We start from the raw sequence: 14,419 nt of genomic DNA, 5'->3' as shown, positions 1-14,419 counted from the left end.
AACGTCACATGATCACCCAGCACCGACCAGTGAGCGCGGACTTTGCCCACGACATGAGCGCGGCGCTGCAGTGCCCCCCACCGCGACGCCTGAATCACGGGCAAACCCAGCACCTAAGCGCTAGGCATGACCGACGCAGACTGAATCAAATTCGCACATTACCGCGAGGACCGGCGATGGCCCAAATGATCAAACCCAACACCGGCAGCAAGATGATCAACAGCACCCAAAGGATTTTCATCCCGGTTTCGGCGCCACTTTTCAACACGTTGATGATCGCCCAGATATCCAGGGCAAGAATGATCAGGCCGATCAGGCCATTGAACGTAGAACCCATGGTGTCGCTCCCAAGATAGTGATTTCCACTCTTAGGATAGTAGGCCTTGGCAAGGGTTCCGTTTTATTACATTAAACGTGGATTGCCACTTTCAGCGCTTCCAGGGAAGGCGCGGCGGCTATACCGACATGGGCGCATAACTCAAGCACACGCGGCACGTCGTTGCCAAACACCAGCACGACTTGCAGCTCATCATCGAGCAGTTGGCTGAAGTTCATCAGCACATAACCGCCATTGTCCTTGTTCATGCTGCCCATCTGCACCTGGATGCGATTGAGCGCTGTCAGGGATTCGGTCTTGGCCAGTTGCTTGGGCTTGATATTGAAATCAACGCTGGGACCGAAAGAGGCGACGAGCTGGGCGAACAGGTCCATGTAGGTATCGGCTTGAAATAGCACGGTTTCCGGCAGGCTGCCGACGACGATCCACTCACCCAGCGGGATCGGGAAGCTATCGTCGTAGTTGATGTCCGGATTAGCCGTCAGAAAAGCCTCGGGATCAGCGTAGGCTTGGGCCGCTTCATCAGCCACTTTCTGGATTTCGTCATCGCTCATGCACCCAGAGCTGATTTTGCTGATGAGTTCGACGAGTGCGGCTTTCATGGGGCGTGATCCTGTAACGAGGGGATTTTTAAGGCGCGAAGAATAGCGCATAAGGGCGCGATTGCGGACCCCGGCATCAAGCGGTGGCAAGGAAGATGGGGGCCCGCGCCACAGCGATATCACGCGCTCTTGAATGGCTCGATATCAGCCAATCAGTTTCTGCAATTGCGCCGTGGTATCGACAGCGCCCATGGTCTTAGCGGCGTCCAGCGCAGACACACCGTTGGCGTCCTTGGCTTTCGGATCGGCGCCCTTGCTGATGAGGTAGTCGACAATTTCAACGCGGTTGAACATTGCCGCCATCATTAACGCCGTGCGACCGTCGAACGACGAACCTTCCACTTGAGCGCCACCCTCGACCAACGCCGTGACCACGGCCAGATCGCCCTTGAACGCAGCGCCGGCAATCGGGCTCTGACCGTTATCGTTGCGAATTTCCGGGTCAGCCTTGTGCTCCAGCAGCACTTTCACCGTTTCCACATGGCCGTGATAAGCGGCGAGCATCAGCAAGGTATCGCCCTTGTGGTTACGCAGATTAGGCGGCAGGCCCTTAGTCAGCAGCGCTGCCATCATGGCCGCATCACCCTCGCGAGCTTTGTTGAATACCTGTTCGGCGAATTCAGCAGCTTCTTCGGGGCTCATCTGGCGGCTCTGGTCTGACATGGGCAACTCCACTTTCGGTCAATCGGAAAGCCGACAGTTTCCCGAGCGCTCCCGCCGCTGTCACCTCCTTTTTTCTGATGACCCGTTATAGGCAGATTTAATAGCGATGCACATGACAGTGAACATCCGCGCATACCTGTCCGGGCCATAGCCATCATCCTTTGAACCGCGGTGCCTGATTTTCCCTGGCAGCGATAGCTATCATCGAGTCGATCAACAAACCTGGAAGGCAGCGGTTGTGCCCGAAAATACGTCAGCGGGCCTGGCGCTGTTCACGCGCCGTTTACCCTTTTGTGTCGCCGCAGCCGATGCCTGCGAAAACGCGAACCCTGACGGCGTCATTGGTTCCACCCAATCACCAACCACCACGCAAAATGCAGGATGCACGATGGCCATTCATGCAGATTGCACGAAACCGTAAATCGACTTAAAAATTAAGCTATTGATTTATATAGATTTTTATTAATTTCGATGCTGGCACAATCACTGCAACTACCTCCGCATGCTTGCAAATCAAGCGCTAACGGAGCTGATAGACATGAGCCTGATCCAGGAAAAATTTACTTCGCTGTTCTCCAACTTCGACGTGACCACCCAGGCACGACCTGATGGTGGCATCCTGCTGACGTTGCGCAGCAGCGAAGGCAAAGTCTTCAAACGCTCGATTTCTTACCAGCAATTGCATGCAGGCGATCAACTGTCTTGGGTGATCAGCGCTATTCGCCGTGACCTCGCCGAACAGGCCAGCGAACTGCCACAAATCTCCATGCTGCAAAGCCAGCAACGGTTTGCCCTGCCGACCTATCACTCGGCATAAACCAACGGACATTGCAAATCAATCAGGCCGTACCAGCGCTTGCTGGAGCGGCCTGATTGATTACGTTTTCAGCGCAGTAAGCCACGGTTGACCGCTTCACCGACCGCCTGCGCCCGGTTGCTGACCTGAAGTTTGCTATAGATGTTGCTCAGGTGGAATTTCACCGTAGCCTCTGAAATGGCGCGGATTATGCTGATCTCCCACACTGTTTTTCCAGCCTTTGCCCAACGCAGAATCTCCAGTTCTTTTTCACTCAACGGTTTGCCCGCCGAGTCGCCACGCGGTCGTTTTTCCGCTCTCATTTTTACCTGCTCTCCCTACCCGAATAGTGCGCAAAAATGCCGATCGTCATGGCGACGGCGGCAGGCTGCGGTTCGAATTAAAAGAGTTACACAGGTAAGAGATTAAACAAGAGCGCCGGGCCGAATCAGTCATGGCTGACCGACCGACAGGCAAAATCCTACAAGTCCTACAAAAGCGTGGCCTTGGACTACCTGAAGATCGGCGAAGACGGTCAGAAGGCTGAAGGATTTATCCGAGCGAAACTGTCCACGGTCACATGACCTTTAAGCGCCCCGGCCTCACGAGCCAGTCCACAGGTGGCCATTGCGGCGCCCTGGGCCGCGTCCAGCTCTTCAACGATGTCGGACAGAAACAGAATCTGCGACGGTTCGACGCCAATAGCCTGGGCAATCCGCTGATAGGACTGCACGTCCCGTTTTGGCCCTGAGGTGGTGTCGAAATAACCGCTGAACAGCGCTGACAAATCACCCGCCTGCGAGCAGCCAAAGATCAGTTTTTGGGCTTGGATAGAGCCCGAGGAATAAACAAACAGTTGATAGCCGTCTTGGTGCCAATGCTTGAGCGCGTCAACGGCGTCCGGGTAAACGTGGCCTTTCAACTGACCGGCCGAGTAGCCCTGCTCCCAGACCATGCCTTGCAACGCTTTGAGCGGCGTGGCCTTGCGGTCTTCGCCGATCCAGCTCAGCAAGATCTCGATGACTCGCTCGACGTCAGCGCCTACCTCATTGCTGTCGCGACGCACGGCGTCCAGTTGCTCGGCGACATCCTTTCTCGCGGCGTGCTGGCGAACAAAGTCCGGCAAGTGTTTGGCGGCATACGGGAACAGCACGTCGAATACAAAACTCACCGCGCTGGTGGTGCCTTCAATGTCGGTCAAGATCACTTTAATCGGCATCGGCTCAGTCCTCCAGGCGCGGGAAGCGATTGGCAATGTCTTCGCCGGTAAAATTGGCGACCCAGCCTTCAGGATTATTAAACAGGCGGATAGCGACGAAATGCGGATGCTCGCCCATATCAAACCAGTGCGGCGTGCCGGCTGGAACCGAGATCAGGTCATTTTTCTCGCACAGTACGGCATAGACGTAATCGCCGATGTGCAGGGTAAATAGCCCACGGCCAGCGACGAAAAATCTTACTTCGTCCTCGGCATGGCGGTGCTCATCGAGGAACTTGGCCCGCAGTTCGGTTTTTTGTGGGTGATCGCTGTTCAGGCTGATGACGTCGACGGTGACGTAACCGCGCTCGGTCATCAACTGGTCGATTTGCTCCTGATAGGCGCTGATGACGTCTTCCTGGCTGGCACCGGGCTGGATTTTCGCCGCGGCTTGCCAACGGTCAAAACGCACACCCTGCTCGAATAGCGTCGAGGCAATGTCTTCGAAGTGGGTCAGGACCTTGTTCGGTATTTCAGGGCTGGAGATGTGATAAACGGACAGGCTGCTCATGGGGCAATTCCTCGGTATCAGCGGCACCTTCCAGCTTTTTACAAGCCGGTCAGGCAACACGTTTCATCAGGCGGTTAGGCGGCTTCGGGTGAAGTAAGCCTTAACGGTTCAATACGCTACGCATCTTGAGTTCGCACTCGAATAAAAACTCAAAGGCCTCGATCTGCCGCAGCGCATCGCTCATCCGTGCGCCCCAGGTATAAAGGCCGTGGCCGCGAATCAAATAGCCGACGCAGTCAGGGTGAGCGTTCAGCCAAGGCTGCACCTTGGCCGCCAGGCGTGCAATGTCTTGATCATTGTCGAAAATCGGCACACGGACCCTGGACTCATGCGTCGAGACCCCACTGAACGCTTTTTGCAGCTCGTAGTCTTCGAACTCAATGAAGTCTTCTGGCGTCAGGCGCGACAACACCGTGGCATTGACCGAATGAGTGTGCAACACAGCGCCGATCTCCGAGCGCCAGCCATAGAGCTGCGTGTGCAACAGGGTTTCGGCGGACGGTTTTTTACCCGGTTCGAGGCTGTTGCCGGACAAGTCGGTGGCGAGCACATCGTCGGGGCCCAACTGACCTTTGTGCTTGCCGGACACCGTCAGCAACGCTTCGGTGGGCGACAGGCGAGTCGAATAGTTGCTGCTAGTGGCCGGCGACCAGCCGCGGCCATACAAAAAACGCCCGGCATCGATGATTTCCTGGGCGAGGTGTTCACGGGTAAGGCTCATGGCCGGTCCTCTTGCATTCGTGTGGCAATGATAATGGCAGCTGCAAAAGCTGCGAGGCTGGCAATACTAAAGGTCAATGTGGCGCCGAGGGCGTTCCAGCTGTAGCCGGAATACAACGCGCCCAGTGCGCCGCCGGTGCCAGCCAGTGCCGCATAGAGCGCTTGGCCCTGGCCTTGCTGACGGGCACCGAAACTACGTTGCACGAACTGGATGGCAGCCGCGTGAAAGCTACCGAAGGTTGCCGCGTGCAACACTTGCGCGAACAGTAGCACCCACAAGCTTTCAGCGAAGGAGCCCAGCAGCAGCCAACGCAGGGCCGCCAGCAGGAAACTCGCCATCAGCACCCGGCGCACCGAGAAGCGCGCAAGAATTTTGCTCATGGCCAAGAACATCAACACTTCGGCGACCACGCCCACCGCCCAAAGCATACCGATCACACCACGGCTGTAACCAAGGCGTTCAAGGTGCAAGGTCAAAAAAGTGTAGTAAGGACCATGGCTCATCTGCATCAACGCCACGCATCCATAGAACGCGAGCACGCCAGGGCTGCGCAATTGCGTGAGGAAGCCCTCGGCCGTCACTCGCTCACTCTGAACCGGTTGTGCATTCGGCACCCACACACTGCTAACGACAATCCCGGCCATGATTAGCACCAGCACAACGGGGTAGGCATCCAGGCTTATCCATTCGAACACCCGGCCGAGCGCGACCACGGTGATGATGAAGCCGATGGAACCCCACAGACGAATCTGACTGTAACGCGACGTCTGACCTTTGAGGTGAGCCAGGGTGATGACTTCGAACTGTGGCAATACCGCGTGCCAGAAGAACGCGTGCAAGGCCATGACCATGGCCAGCCAAGCGTAGGTTTTGCTGACGAAAATTAGCGAAAACGTCAGCAGCGTGCAGACCGCGCCCACCCGCACGATGGCCAGCCTCCGGCCGGTGTAGTCGCCAAGCCAGCCCCAGAGGTTGGGCGCGATACAGCGCATTAGCATGGGGATCGCCACCAGTTCACCGATGCGCGCACTGGAAAACCCCAGATGATCGAAGTACAGCGCCAGAAACGGCGCCGTCGATCCGAGCAAAGCGAAATAGAACAAATAGAAACTGGAGAGCCGCCAGTACGGGAGCGCTGCCAACGTCATCAGACCCCGACAGCGTTGAGGTCAGCCATTAAAGCTGACCCAGCACCGGAGTGCTCACGCGCACGTCGGCGTTCTGTCCACGATGACGCAACAGGTGATCCATCAGCACGATGGCCATCATCGCCTCGGCAATCGGCGTGGCACGAATGCCGACACACGGGTCGTGACGGCCCTTGGTGATAACGTCCACCGGGTTGCCATGAACATCAATCGAACGGCCCGGGGTAGTGATGCTGGAAGTCGGCTTTAGCGCCAGGTGCGCAACGATGGGCTGACCGGAGGAAATGCCGCCCAAAATGCCGCCCGCGTTGTTACTGAGGAACCCTTGCGGGGTCATTTCATCGCGGTGTTCAGTCCCGCGTTGGGCAACGCTGGCGAAACCGGCGCCAATTTCCACGCCTTTGACCGCGTTGATGCTCATCAGCGCATGGGCCAACTCAGCGTCCAGTCGGTCGAATATCGGTTCGCCGAGGCCCGGCATTACGCCTTCGGCCACCACGGTAATCTTCGCGCCAACCGAGTCCTGGTCGCGTCGCAGTTGATCCATATAGGCTTCCAGCTCCGGCACTTTAGCCGGATCCGGGCAGAAGAAAGCGTTCTCTTCGACCGAATCCCAGGTCTTGAACGGGATGTCTATCGGACCGAGCTGGCTCATGTAACCGCGAATGACTATGCCCTGGCTGGCCAGGTATTTTTTTGCAATGGCTCCGGCCGCCACGCGCATAGCGGTTTCGCGCGCAGAACTGCGACCGCCGCCGCGGTAATCGCGCTCGCCGTATTTGTGGTGGTAGGTGTAGTCGGCGTGGGCCGGGCGGAACACGTCTTTGATCGCCGAGTAGTCCTTGGACTTCTGGTCAGTGTTGCGAATCAACAGGCCAATGGCGCAACCGGTGGTACGACCTTCGAACACCCCAGAGAGGATTTCGACTTCGTCGGCTTCCTGTCGCTGGGTGGTGTGACGACTGGTGCCGGGTTTACGACGGTCCAGGTCACGCTGCAGATCCTCAAGGGAAATCTCCAGGCCCGGAGGGCAGCCGTCGACAATAGCGACCAACGCCGGACCATGGCTTTCGCCGGCGGTGGTGACAGTGAACAGCTTGCCGTAGGTATTGCCGGACATGCGGGACGCTCCGTGAAATCGAACCTGAATACGTAATGCGCGTCAGTATACGCAGGCTACCCCAGTAGTTCATCCTCGAACCTTATGGGTGCGTGCGAGTCCAACCGGCAACCTTTTAATGATGGCGTGATGATGCTGCGAGTTCTAGTCTTGAGCCTTACCCTGTTTACCGGCCTCCTTTGCAACGTGGCCCAAGCCACCGTCCTACAACGTCCGATCAGCCTGGACACGGGCAGCGGCGAGCTTTTCGGCTCGTTGCTGTTACCCAAGTCCGACACGCCGGTACCGGTTGTCCTGATCATTTCTGGCTCGGGTCCTACAGATCGTGACGGAAACAATCCCGACGGCGGACGCAATGACAGCCTCAAACGGCTGGCGTGGGTATTGGCCAAACACAACATCGCCAGTGTGCGTTACGACAAGCGCGGCGTAGCGGCGAGCCTTGCAGCCACCCCTGACGAGCGCAATCTGTCAGTGGAAGCCTATGTCGCCGACGCGGTAGCCTGGGGCCAGAAACTCAAAGCCGACCCGCGGCTGGGCCAACTCATTGTGCTGGGCCACAGCGAAGGCGCCTTGATTGCCACCTTGGCGGCACCGAGCATGGAGGCGGCCGCCGTGATTTCCCTGTCCGGCAGCGCCCGGCCGATCGACCAGGTGCTACGCCAGCAATTGAGCAATAGCCTGCCGGCGCCGCTGATGTTACGCAGCAACGAACTGCTCGACAGCCTCAAGGCCGGGCACACCGACGACAATGTGCCGTCTCCATTGGAGGTAATCTTCCGCCCCAGTGTGCAGCCTTACCTGATTTCACTGTTCCGCCAAGACCCGGCAGCGGCCTTCGCCAAGCTGAAAATGCCGGCGCTGATCATTCAGGGCAGCAACGACATTCAAGTGGGGGTCGATGATGCAAAAATGCTCAAGGCGGCCAAACCCGATGCGGTGCTGACGGTAATTGAAGGCATGAACCACGTCATGCGCATTGTGCCCAACGACGTGAAACTGCAATTGGCGTCCTATAAGAACCCGAATCTGCCTTTGGCCTTTGAACTTGGCACGCAAATCATTAGCTTTATTGACGGACTTCAAGCCCTCTAAGCGCTGTTTGCACTCCAGTCCTGAAGTAAACGGCCGATAAGCCTTTGTCGCCAGCGCTATGACTGGCGACAAACAGCGCTTGGACAGGACCTCGCCGTTATGACCGATACCCAGACTTCACCCGAGACCACCGCTGAAACTGACGCACCGCCAGCGGTAGAATTGCCGTGGGCGGATGTACACGCCGAGCACCACAAGATGCTCCGCTTGGCGCCGTTGCAGACTGACCGCAACACCGGCGCAAGGCCATTGCGCTTTGTCGAGTTCGGTTACGCCGAACGCAACGGCAAGGAGCAGAGCCTGATGCGCTTGACCATCAAGCTGCCGGCCCAGCGTGTGCGCAAGGAACAAAATCATCTCGACGTATGGGTCGATCACACCACCCAGCGTGTTCGCTTTGGACCCGACAGCGGTTTGCAGATAGAACCGTTAAACCGCGGTATCGGCCGCTTCATGGCTGCTCAAGGCATCAGATGGGCGAAAAAGCACTGGCCCCACTACACCGTCGACGGCAGCGACCTGAACAACAAGGATGCGCTGAACGAAGACACACGGCTGCGCCGCGATCACTTTTTACGCGCCCACGGTTTTGAAGTGGTATACGCCGACCCACAGCACTTGAAGGGCAGCGTCAAAGAAGTGCAGGTCGGCGACCTGCTGAGTGAATGGAACACTGAAAAGCTGCAAGTGGTGGAAATTCTCGAAGCCGCGCAGATGCTGCAACAAGCAGAGCAGAACCTGGCAGAGCAGGAAGTCAAACTGAAGAAACACGAAGAGAAGGTCAGCAAGTACAAGCGCGAAGACGCCGGGTTACGCTTTACTATTTCCTGTCTGGTGGCGTTTGCGGTGTTCCAGGCGGGGTTGTTGATCTGGATTGCAACACACCGCTAGCGAACCATTCCCACGCGCCGCATGAGAATGGTCGTGCAAGTCAGGCGCGGGAAGCGAACACCGCTTGATGTTCGCGACACTGTTCGGCGGTCAGCATGAACACGCCATGCCCGCCCCGCTCAAAATCAAGCCAGGCGAAATCGACTTCCGGGTACAGCGCTTCAACGTGAACCTGGCTGTTGCCCACCTCGATGATCAACAACCCCTTCTCTGTCAGGTGATCCGCCGCTTCGGCGAGCATGCGCCGCACCAGGTTCAAGCCATCATCGCCGCAGGCCAGGCCCAGCTCCGGCTCGTGTTGATATTCGTCCGGCATGTCGGCGAAATCTTCCGCATCGACGTAGGGTGGGTTCGACACGATCAGGTCGAAACGCTGACCCGGCAAGCCATCAAAGCCATCCCCTTGAACGGTGTACACCCGCTCATCGACACCATGACGCTCAATGTTCTGGTTAGCCACTTCCAGCGCTTCGAACGACAGGTCCGCCAGCACAACCTCGGCGTTCTGGAACTCAAAAGCACAGGCAATACCGATGCAGCCAGAACCGGTGCAGAGGTCGAGAATGCGTGCAGGCTCGGTGCCTAACCAGGGTTCAAAACGCTTTTCAATCAGTTCGCCAATCGGTGACCGAGGGATCAGAACGCGCTCGTCGACAATGAACGACATGCCGCAGAACCAAGCTTCGCCCAATAGGTAAGCGGTGGGAATGCGCTCTTCGATGCGGCGTTTGAGCAAACGTTGCAGATTGACCAGTTCGTCATCTTCCAGGTTGCAGTCGAGGTAGCTGTCCGCTATTTCCCACGGCAGGTGCAAGGCCCCCAACACCAACTGACGGGCTTCGTCCCAGGCGTTGTCGGTGCCATGACCGAAAAACAGATCCTCCCCATGGAAGCGGCTGACGGCCCAACGAATATGGTCACGCAGGGTACGAAGTCGGGAAGTAATCACGGCGGCAAACTCCAGAAAAAACGACTGGCGATTCTACCAGCCAAAACGCGCCGCGACGATGCAGGAAAAACACCGGATCAGATGTAGGACTTATCCATTTTTCAGGTTGGGTATTGAACAGAACGAGCCTCTCAACAAGGCTACAAGCCAACAAAGACGGCGCCTACGATGGTAGCGATTCACAGAACCGCTCAGCCAGAGGAGAATGGCGCAAAAGCCCCACTCAAAGGAGCCCCAGAATGTCCGTTCCAAAAACGATGTTTCAACTCAGCGGCCGCGGTTACGCAGCGGCCAATCTGAGCCATGCGACCCTTGTCATCATCGATGCCCAAAAGGAATACCTCAGCGGTCCACTGGCCCTGAGTGGTATGGATGCGGCCGTCGCGAACATCAAGCAACTGCTCACCGCTGCTCGCACTGCTGGCCGTCCGATCGTGCATGTGCGTCACCTCGGCACCGTCGGCGGGCTGTTTGATCCGCAAGGCGAGCGCGGTGAGTTCATTACAGGGCTTGAGCCTCAAGGCGACGAAACCGTTATCGGCAAATTACTGCCGAGTGCATTCCATGGCACCGAACTTGAAAGACGTCTGCAGGAACTCGGCGCACTGGACTTGATCGTCAGCGGTTTCATGAGCCACTCCAGCGTCAGCACCACGGTGCGTGCCGCGAAGAACCTGGGCTTTCGTTGCACCCTGGTCGAAGACGCGTGTGCCACCCGCGACCTGCCTTACAAAGGCGGCGTACTGAGCGCCGAGCACGTTCAGCAAACAGAAATGGCGATCATGGCGGACAACTTCGCCACCCTCGCCCTGACCCACGATCTGATCTGATCGGCCATCGATGAGCGGCCAATGCCGCCGCTCATCCGCAAAAGCCTCTCATTTGCTGCAATTGCCTTAGCTTCAGGAACATCCCGGTCAACTCCCGGTCGAAGGGCCGATACCCATTTAGGAAGGTCGGAATGAAGTTATCCGATGGTTTTGACGCACGCCGCCTGCGGTCCAAAGGACCCAGTAACTGGCGATTTCGATTCGGCGCAGCGATTGCCGCCATTCTGGCGATGTTCGGTGTGCTCATGGCAATGGCCGGCGCCGCCAGCCTGCTGGGCCGTCCACCGGCGCTGGGTGAGCTGAATGCCAGCCCTCTCGGTTCGGCGATCATTCTGGTGGTGGGCTTGCTCGTGCTTTACCTCGGGGTGTGGCTGTGGCGTCGCTGCCGCCGTGGTTCGCGCCAGTCGCGGACACTGAACATGTCCCCGCACCTGATGAAAAAGCACGACTGAATCGAAGGCTCGGCGTTTTGGCGATCCCAATTGTTATGGATGGGGCCTCGACTTGGGTAAACTGGCCGCCCTTCGCGGAGGCTGACATGCAAGACGACGATTTTTCCCTGTTTAAAAGCGCGATCAAAGGCGTCAAGCCGATCAAGCACGATCGCGCCGAAACTGGCAAACCCAAGGCTGACCGCGCGCAAATCGCCACGCTGCGCCAAGCGGCCACCGTGCGCACCAATGCCACCACTGTTGATGGGCTATCAGATCAATTCGTGATCGACGTAGGACCTGAAGACGAGCTGATGTGGGCACGTGATGGCGTCCAGGAAAGCCAAATACGCAAGCTCAAGATCGGCCAGATTCCATTCGAAGGCAGCCTCGACCTGCACGGCATGAACGTGGAAAAAGCTCGGGAAACACTCTGGGCGTTTCTGGCAGAAGCCACCAAATTCGAAATCCGCTGTGTGCGGGTCACGCACGGCAAGGCTGTGCGCCTGGACGGTAAACGGCCGATGATCAAGAGTCACGTCAACACCTGGCTGCGCCAGCACTCCCAAGTCCTAGGCTTCACCTCATGCCAGCCCAAACACGGCGGCGCGGGAGCCGTTTATGTAATGCTCAAACGCACCATGATGGAAGGTCGCGACGAGTAAAGCTGTAGCGCCACACTTGCAGCGCAGTGCCTGCCACCGTACCCTTGCCCTTTGCGTAAAATCCCACAGGTAGTTTCATGTCCCTGGAACAGAATTACACCGCGATTCTCGGCCAATTGGGCGAGGACGTCTCCCGCGAGGGCCTGCTCGACACGCCAAAGCGTGCCGCCAAAGCCATGCAGTATCTCTGCCGCGGCTATGAACAGACACTGGACGAAGTCACCAACGGTGCCTTGTTCAGCTCGGACAACAGCGAAATGGTGCTGGTCAAGGACATCGAGCTCTACTCGTTGTGCGAACACCATCTTCTTCCGTTCATCGGCAAGGCTCACGTCGCCTATATCCCGAGTGGCAAGGTACTGGGGTTGTCGAAGGTCGCGCGGATTGTCGATATGTACGCTCGCCGTCTGCAGATCCAGGAAAACCTCAGCCGTCAGATTGCTGATGCCGTCCAACAAGTCACCGGCGCTCTGGGTGTTGCGGTGGTGATCGAAGCCAAGCACATGTGCATGATGATGCGCGGTGTAGAGAAGCAAAATTCGTCGATGATCACCTCGGTGATGCTCGGTGAGTTCCGCGAAAATGCGGCCACCCGCAGCGAGTTTCTCAGCCTGATCAAGTAACCACTGCTCGAAGAAAACCGGCATTCATCGCCGGTTTTTTTTCGCCAGTGAAAAATCAGGTAAGCTGCGCGCCCTTCTTCTTTAGCTCGTGAGGCTTACATCGTGTTCGTCAAAGCGCTTCGTGTCGGCCTCGGCCAACTGATCATTTTCATTGATTTCATTACCCGCCCGAGCAAGAAGCAGCGCCCTGCCGCCGCCCAGGCCCAGGTTGAGGCGGACGCCAAGGACCTGACCCTGTATCAGTTCCATGCCTGCCCTTTCTGCGTAAAAACCCGCCGCACCTTACGCCGCCTGAATGTCCCGGTGGCCTTGCGTGACGCGAAGAACAACGAATTGGATCGCCAGACCCTGCTGGAACAAGGCGGCAAGATCAAAGTGCCTTGCCTGCGAATTGAAGAGAAAGGGCAAACCCTCTGGATGTATGAGTCCAAGACGATTATTGATTATCTTGAGAAACGGTTCGCGACAGCCTGATTTATTGGGGCTGTTTGAACTAACGCCACCGCGATCAGGTTCGGTCCCAACTTTTTGGAATCCGATCTCCAGGAAAAAACCGGCCGTTGAGCCGGTTTTTTGCCGTCAGGCTGCTTGGGCCGCCTGGGCCTGTCTCACTACTGCAGCCAAGCGCTTAAGCCCTTCATCGAGACGTGCTGGGTCGATGTGGCTGAAGTTCAGGCGCAAATGCCCGTGATGACTGTCCGGCTCGGGAAAGAAAGGCTCGCCGGGCATGAACGCCACATCCGCCGCCAACGCCGCCTTGAGCAACGTTCGAGTGTCCAGCGGTTGCTTTAATGTGAGCCAGAAAAACAGCCCGCCTTGCGGCACATTCCAGTCCGCCAGATCAGAAAAGTGCGCTTCCAACGCCGATTGAAACGCATCCCGACGCACCCGGTAGAAGTCCCGTAACTCACTCAGGTGATGCTGGAACTTCTCGGTGCCGATCCATTGCAGCGCTTGCCACTGGCCCACGCGGTTAGTGTGCAGGTCCGCCGATTGCTTGAGCCGCAGCAAATGCGCAAACAAGTCCGGGCTCGCGATCAGGTAGCCGACTCGCAACCCCGGCAGCAATGTTTTGGACACCGTGCCTGTGTAAATCCAACTGGCCGTTTTCAAGCGGCTGACAATTGGCGTGGCGCTGCCCCCGTCGAATGTCAGTTCGCGATAGGGTTCGTCTTCGATCAACGTCACACCAAATTCATCGAGTAACGCTGCCACGGCATCACGCTTGGCTTCGCTGTAGCGCACCGCCGATGGATTCTGGAAGGTCGGGATCAGGTAGATGAACGCGGGACGGTGCCGTTGCAGGCGCGCGCGCAATTGGACGAGGTCCGGGCCATCAGCTTCCAAAGGGACGGTGATGCAGTCGGCACCAAACAGTTGAAAAATCTGCAGCGCGGCGAGGTAGGTAGGCGCTTCCAGCAGAATCTCGGTGCCTTTATCGATGTAGAGCTTAGCCGCCAGATCGAGCGTTTGCTGAGAGCCGCTGACCACCAATACCTGGCCAGCGTCACACGTTATGCCCAATGCACGGGCCTCGGCCGCCAAGGCTTCACGCAGCGCCGGCTCGCCCTCGCTCATGCCGTATTGCCCCATGGACAGCGGCATGTCGGCCCACTCGACTTTTGCCAGCATGGCTTCAGCCGGCAAACCGCCTGCGAACGACATCACTTGCGGACGCTGAGCAGCGGCGAGGATTTCACGGATCAAAGAACTTTTAAGGCGCGAGACACGTTCGGAAAAAGCCATGGAGGGTCACCGGTAGCGTAGCGTGAGGTAAAT

General features: G+C 57.6%; 19 protein-coding genes. 8 read left to right on the top strand and 11 right to left on the bottom strand.

The window, feature by feature from the left end:
- Positions 1-145: 145 nt before the first annotated feature.
- From RHM68_RS08735 to RHM68_RS08725, 3 genes are all read right to left on the bottom strand, one after another.
- Positions 146-337, bottom strand: a complete 192-nt coding sequence (locus tag RHM68_RS08735; RefSeq protein WP_003223221.1) for a PLDc N-terminal domain-containing protein — start codon at positions 335-337, stop codon at positions 146-148.
- 71 nt (positions 338-408) lie between these two features.
- Positions 409-939: a hypothetical protein gene (locus RHM68_RS08730; RefSeq protein WP_322221918.1), complete on the bottom strand. Its 531-nt coding sequence runs from the start codon at positions 937-939 to the stop codon at positions 409-411.
- Positions 940-1,083: 144 nt separating this feature from the next.
- The gene (locus tag RHM68_RS08725; protein WP_322221916.1) at positions 1,084-1,602 is read right to left on the bottom strand and encodes an ankyrin repeat domain-containing protein; all 519 of its coding nucleotides are present in this window, start codon (positions 1,600-1,602) and stop codon (positions 1,084-1,086) included.
- 538 nt (positions 1,603-2,140) lie between these two features.
- Here RHM68_RS08725 and RHM68_RS08720 point away from each other — a divergent pair.
- The gene (locus RHM68_RS08720) at positions 2,141-2,419 is read left to right on the top strand and encodes a DUF3509 domain-containing protein (protein WP_322221914.1); all 279 of its coding nucleotides are present in this window, start codon (positions 2,141-2,143) and stop codon (positions 2,417-2,419) included.
- Positions 2,420-2,487: 68 nt separating this feature from the next.
- On the opposite strand, the gene RHM68_RS08715 is transcribed toward RHM68_RS08720, so the two are convergent.
- From RHM68_RS08715 to aroC, 6 genes are all read right to left on the bottom strand, one after another.
- Positions 2,488-2,721 (bottom strand): helix-turn-helix transcriptional regulator, encoded by a 234-nt coding sequence (locus tag RHM68_RS08715; RefSeq protein WP_322221912.1) that lies wholly within the window; start codon positions 2,719-2,721, stop codon positions 2,488-2,490.
- A 212-nt stretch (positions 2,722-2,933) separates the two neighbouring features.
- A complete protein-coding gene (gene mtnC / locus RHM68_RS08710; RefSeq protein ID WP_322221910.1) occupies positions 2,934-3,617 on the bottom strand; it encodes an acireductone synthase in 684 nt (227 codons plus the stop codon).
- Between the two features lie 4 nt (positions 3,618-3,621).
- On the bottom strand, positions 3,622-4,167 hold the full coding sequence (locus tag RHM68_RS08705) for an acireductone dioxygenase (protein ID WP_322221908.1): 546 nt from the start codon (positions 4,165-4,167) through the stop codon (positions 3,622-3,624).
- Between the two features lie 100 nt (positions 4,168-4,267).
- On the bottom strand, positions 4,268-4,888 hold the full coding sequence (locus RHM68_RS08700; RefSeq protein ID WP_322221906.1) for a methylthioribulose 1-phosphate dehydratase: 621 nt from the start codon (positions 4,886-4,888) through the stop codon (positions 4,268-4,270).
- Entirely contained in the window at positions 4,885-6,036 is a 1,152-nt protein-coding gene (locus tag RHM68_RS08695; RefSeq protein ID WP_322221904.1) for an MFS transporter, read from the bottom strand. Before RHM68_RS08695 ends, RHM68_RS08700 begins: the two co-directional genes overlap by 4 nt.
- A 28-nt stretch (positions 6,037-6,064) precedes the next feature.
- Positions 6,065-7,156, bottom strand: coding sequence for a chorismate synthase (gene aroC, locus RHM68_RS08690; RefSeq protein WP_322221902.1), 1,092 nt, complete (start codon positions 7,154-7,156; stop codon positions 6,065-6,067).
- An 84-nt stretch (positions 7,157-7,240) separates the two neighbouring features.
- Here aroC and RHM68_RS08685 point away from each other — a divergent pair, with 84 nt between their 5' ends.
- Both RHM68_RS08685 and RHM68_RS08680 read left to right on the top strand, forming a co-directional pair.
- Positions 7,241-8,251 carry an alpha/beta hydrolase gene (locus RHM68_RS08685; protein ID WP_322221900.1) on the top strand — a complete coding sequence of 337 codons (1,011 nt, stop codon included), beginning with the start codon at positions 7,241-7,243 and terminating at the stop codon, positions 8,249-8,251.
- A 99-nt stretch (positions 8,252-8,350) separates the two neighbouring features.
- On the top strand, positions 8,351-9,142 hold the full coding sequence (locus tag RHM68_RS08680) for a hypothetical protein (RefSeq protein WP_322221898.1): 792 nt from the start codon (positions 8,351-8,353) through the stop codon (positions 9,140-9,142).
- Positions 9,143-9,182: 40 nt separating this feature from the next.
- Here RHM68_RS08680 and prmB read toward each other — a convergent pair whose 3' ends face one another.
- Positions 9,183-10,091: a 50S ribosomal protein L3 N(5)-glutamine methyltransferase gene (gene prmB, locus RHM68_RS08675; protein WP_322221896.1), complete on the bottom strand. Its 909-nt coding sequence runs from the start codon at positions 10,089-10,091 to the stop codon at positions 9,183-9,185.
- Positions 10,092-10,330: 239 nt separating this feature from the next.
- Between prmB and RHM68_RS08670 the strand changes: the two genes are divergently transcribed.
- From RHM68_RS08670 to RHM68_RS08650, 5 genes are all read left to right on the top strand, one after another.
- Positions 10,331-10,921, top strand: a complete 591-nt coding sequence (locus RHM68_RS08670; RefSeq protein WP_322221894.1) for a cysteine hydrolase family protein — start codon at positions 10,331-10,333, stop codon at positions 10,919-10,921.
- A 131-nt stretch (positions 10,922-11,052) separates the two neighbouring features.
- On the top strand, positions 11,053-11,373 hold the full coding sequence (locus RHM68_RS08665; protein WP_322221891.1) for a hypothetical protein: 321 nt from the start codon (positions 11,053-11,055) through the stop codon (positions 11,371-11,373).
- 86 nt (positions 11,374-11,459) lie between these two features.
- Positions 11,460-12,017: a Smr/MutS family protein gene (locus RHM68_RS08660; protein ID WP_322221889.1), complete on the top strand. Its 558-nt coding sequence runs from the start codon at positions 11,460-11,462 to the stop codon at positions 12,015-12,017.
- A gap of 77 nt (positions 12,018-12,094) precedes the next feature.
- Complete coding sequence (gene folE / locus RHM68_RS08655; protein ID WP_322221887.1) at positions 12,095-12,640, top strand: GTP cyclohydrolase I FolE; 546 nt, start codon at positions 12,095-12,097, stop codon at positions 12,638-12,640.
- A gap of 102 nt (positions 12,641-12,742) precedes the next feature.
- Positions 12,743-13,114, top strand: coding sequence for a glutathione S-transferase N-terminal domain-containing protein (locus RHM68_RS08650; RefSeq protein ID WP_322221884.1), 372 nt, complete (start codon positions 12,743-12,745; stop codon positions 13,112-13,114).
- A gap of 105 nt (positions 13,115-13,219) precedes the next feature.
- On the opposite strand, the gene RHM68_RS08645 is transcribed toward RHM68_RS08650, so the two are convergent.
- Entirely contained in the window at positions 13,220-14,386 is a 1,167-nt protein-coding gene (locus tag RHM68_RS08645; RefSeq protein WP_322221882.1) for a PLP-dependent aminotransferase family protein, read from the bottom strand.
- Between the last annotated feature and the right edge of the window lie 33 nt (positions 14,387-14,419).

This window comes from Pseudomonas sp. DC1.2, from assembly GCF_034351645.1.
In the GTDB taxonomy this organism is placed as follows: Bacteria; Pseudomonadota; Gammaproteobacteria; order Pseudomonadales; family Pseudomonadaceae; genus Aquipseudomonas.
The sequence above is the reverse complement of the archived record's forward strand: the minus strand, read 5'-3'. Positions and strand labels throughout refer to the sequence as shown.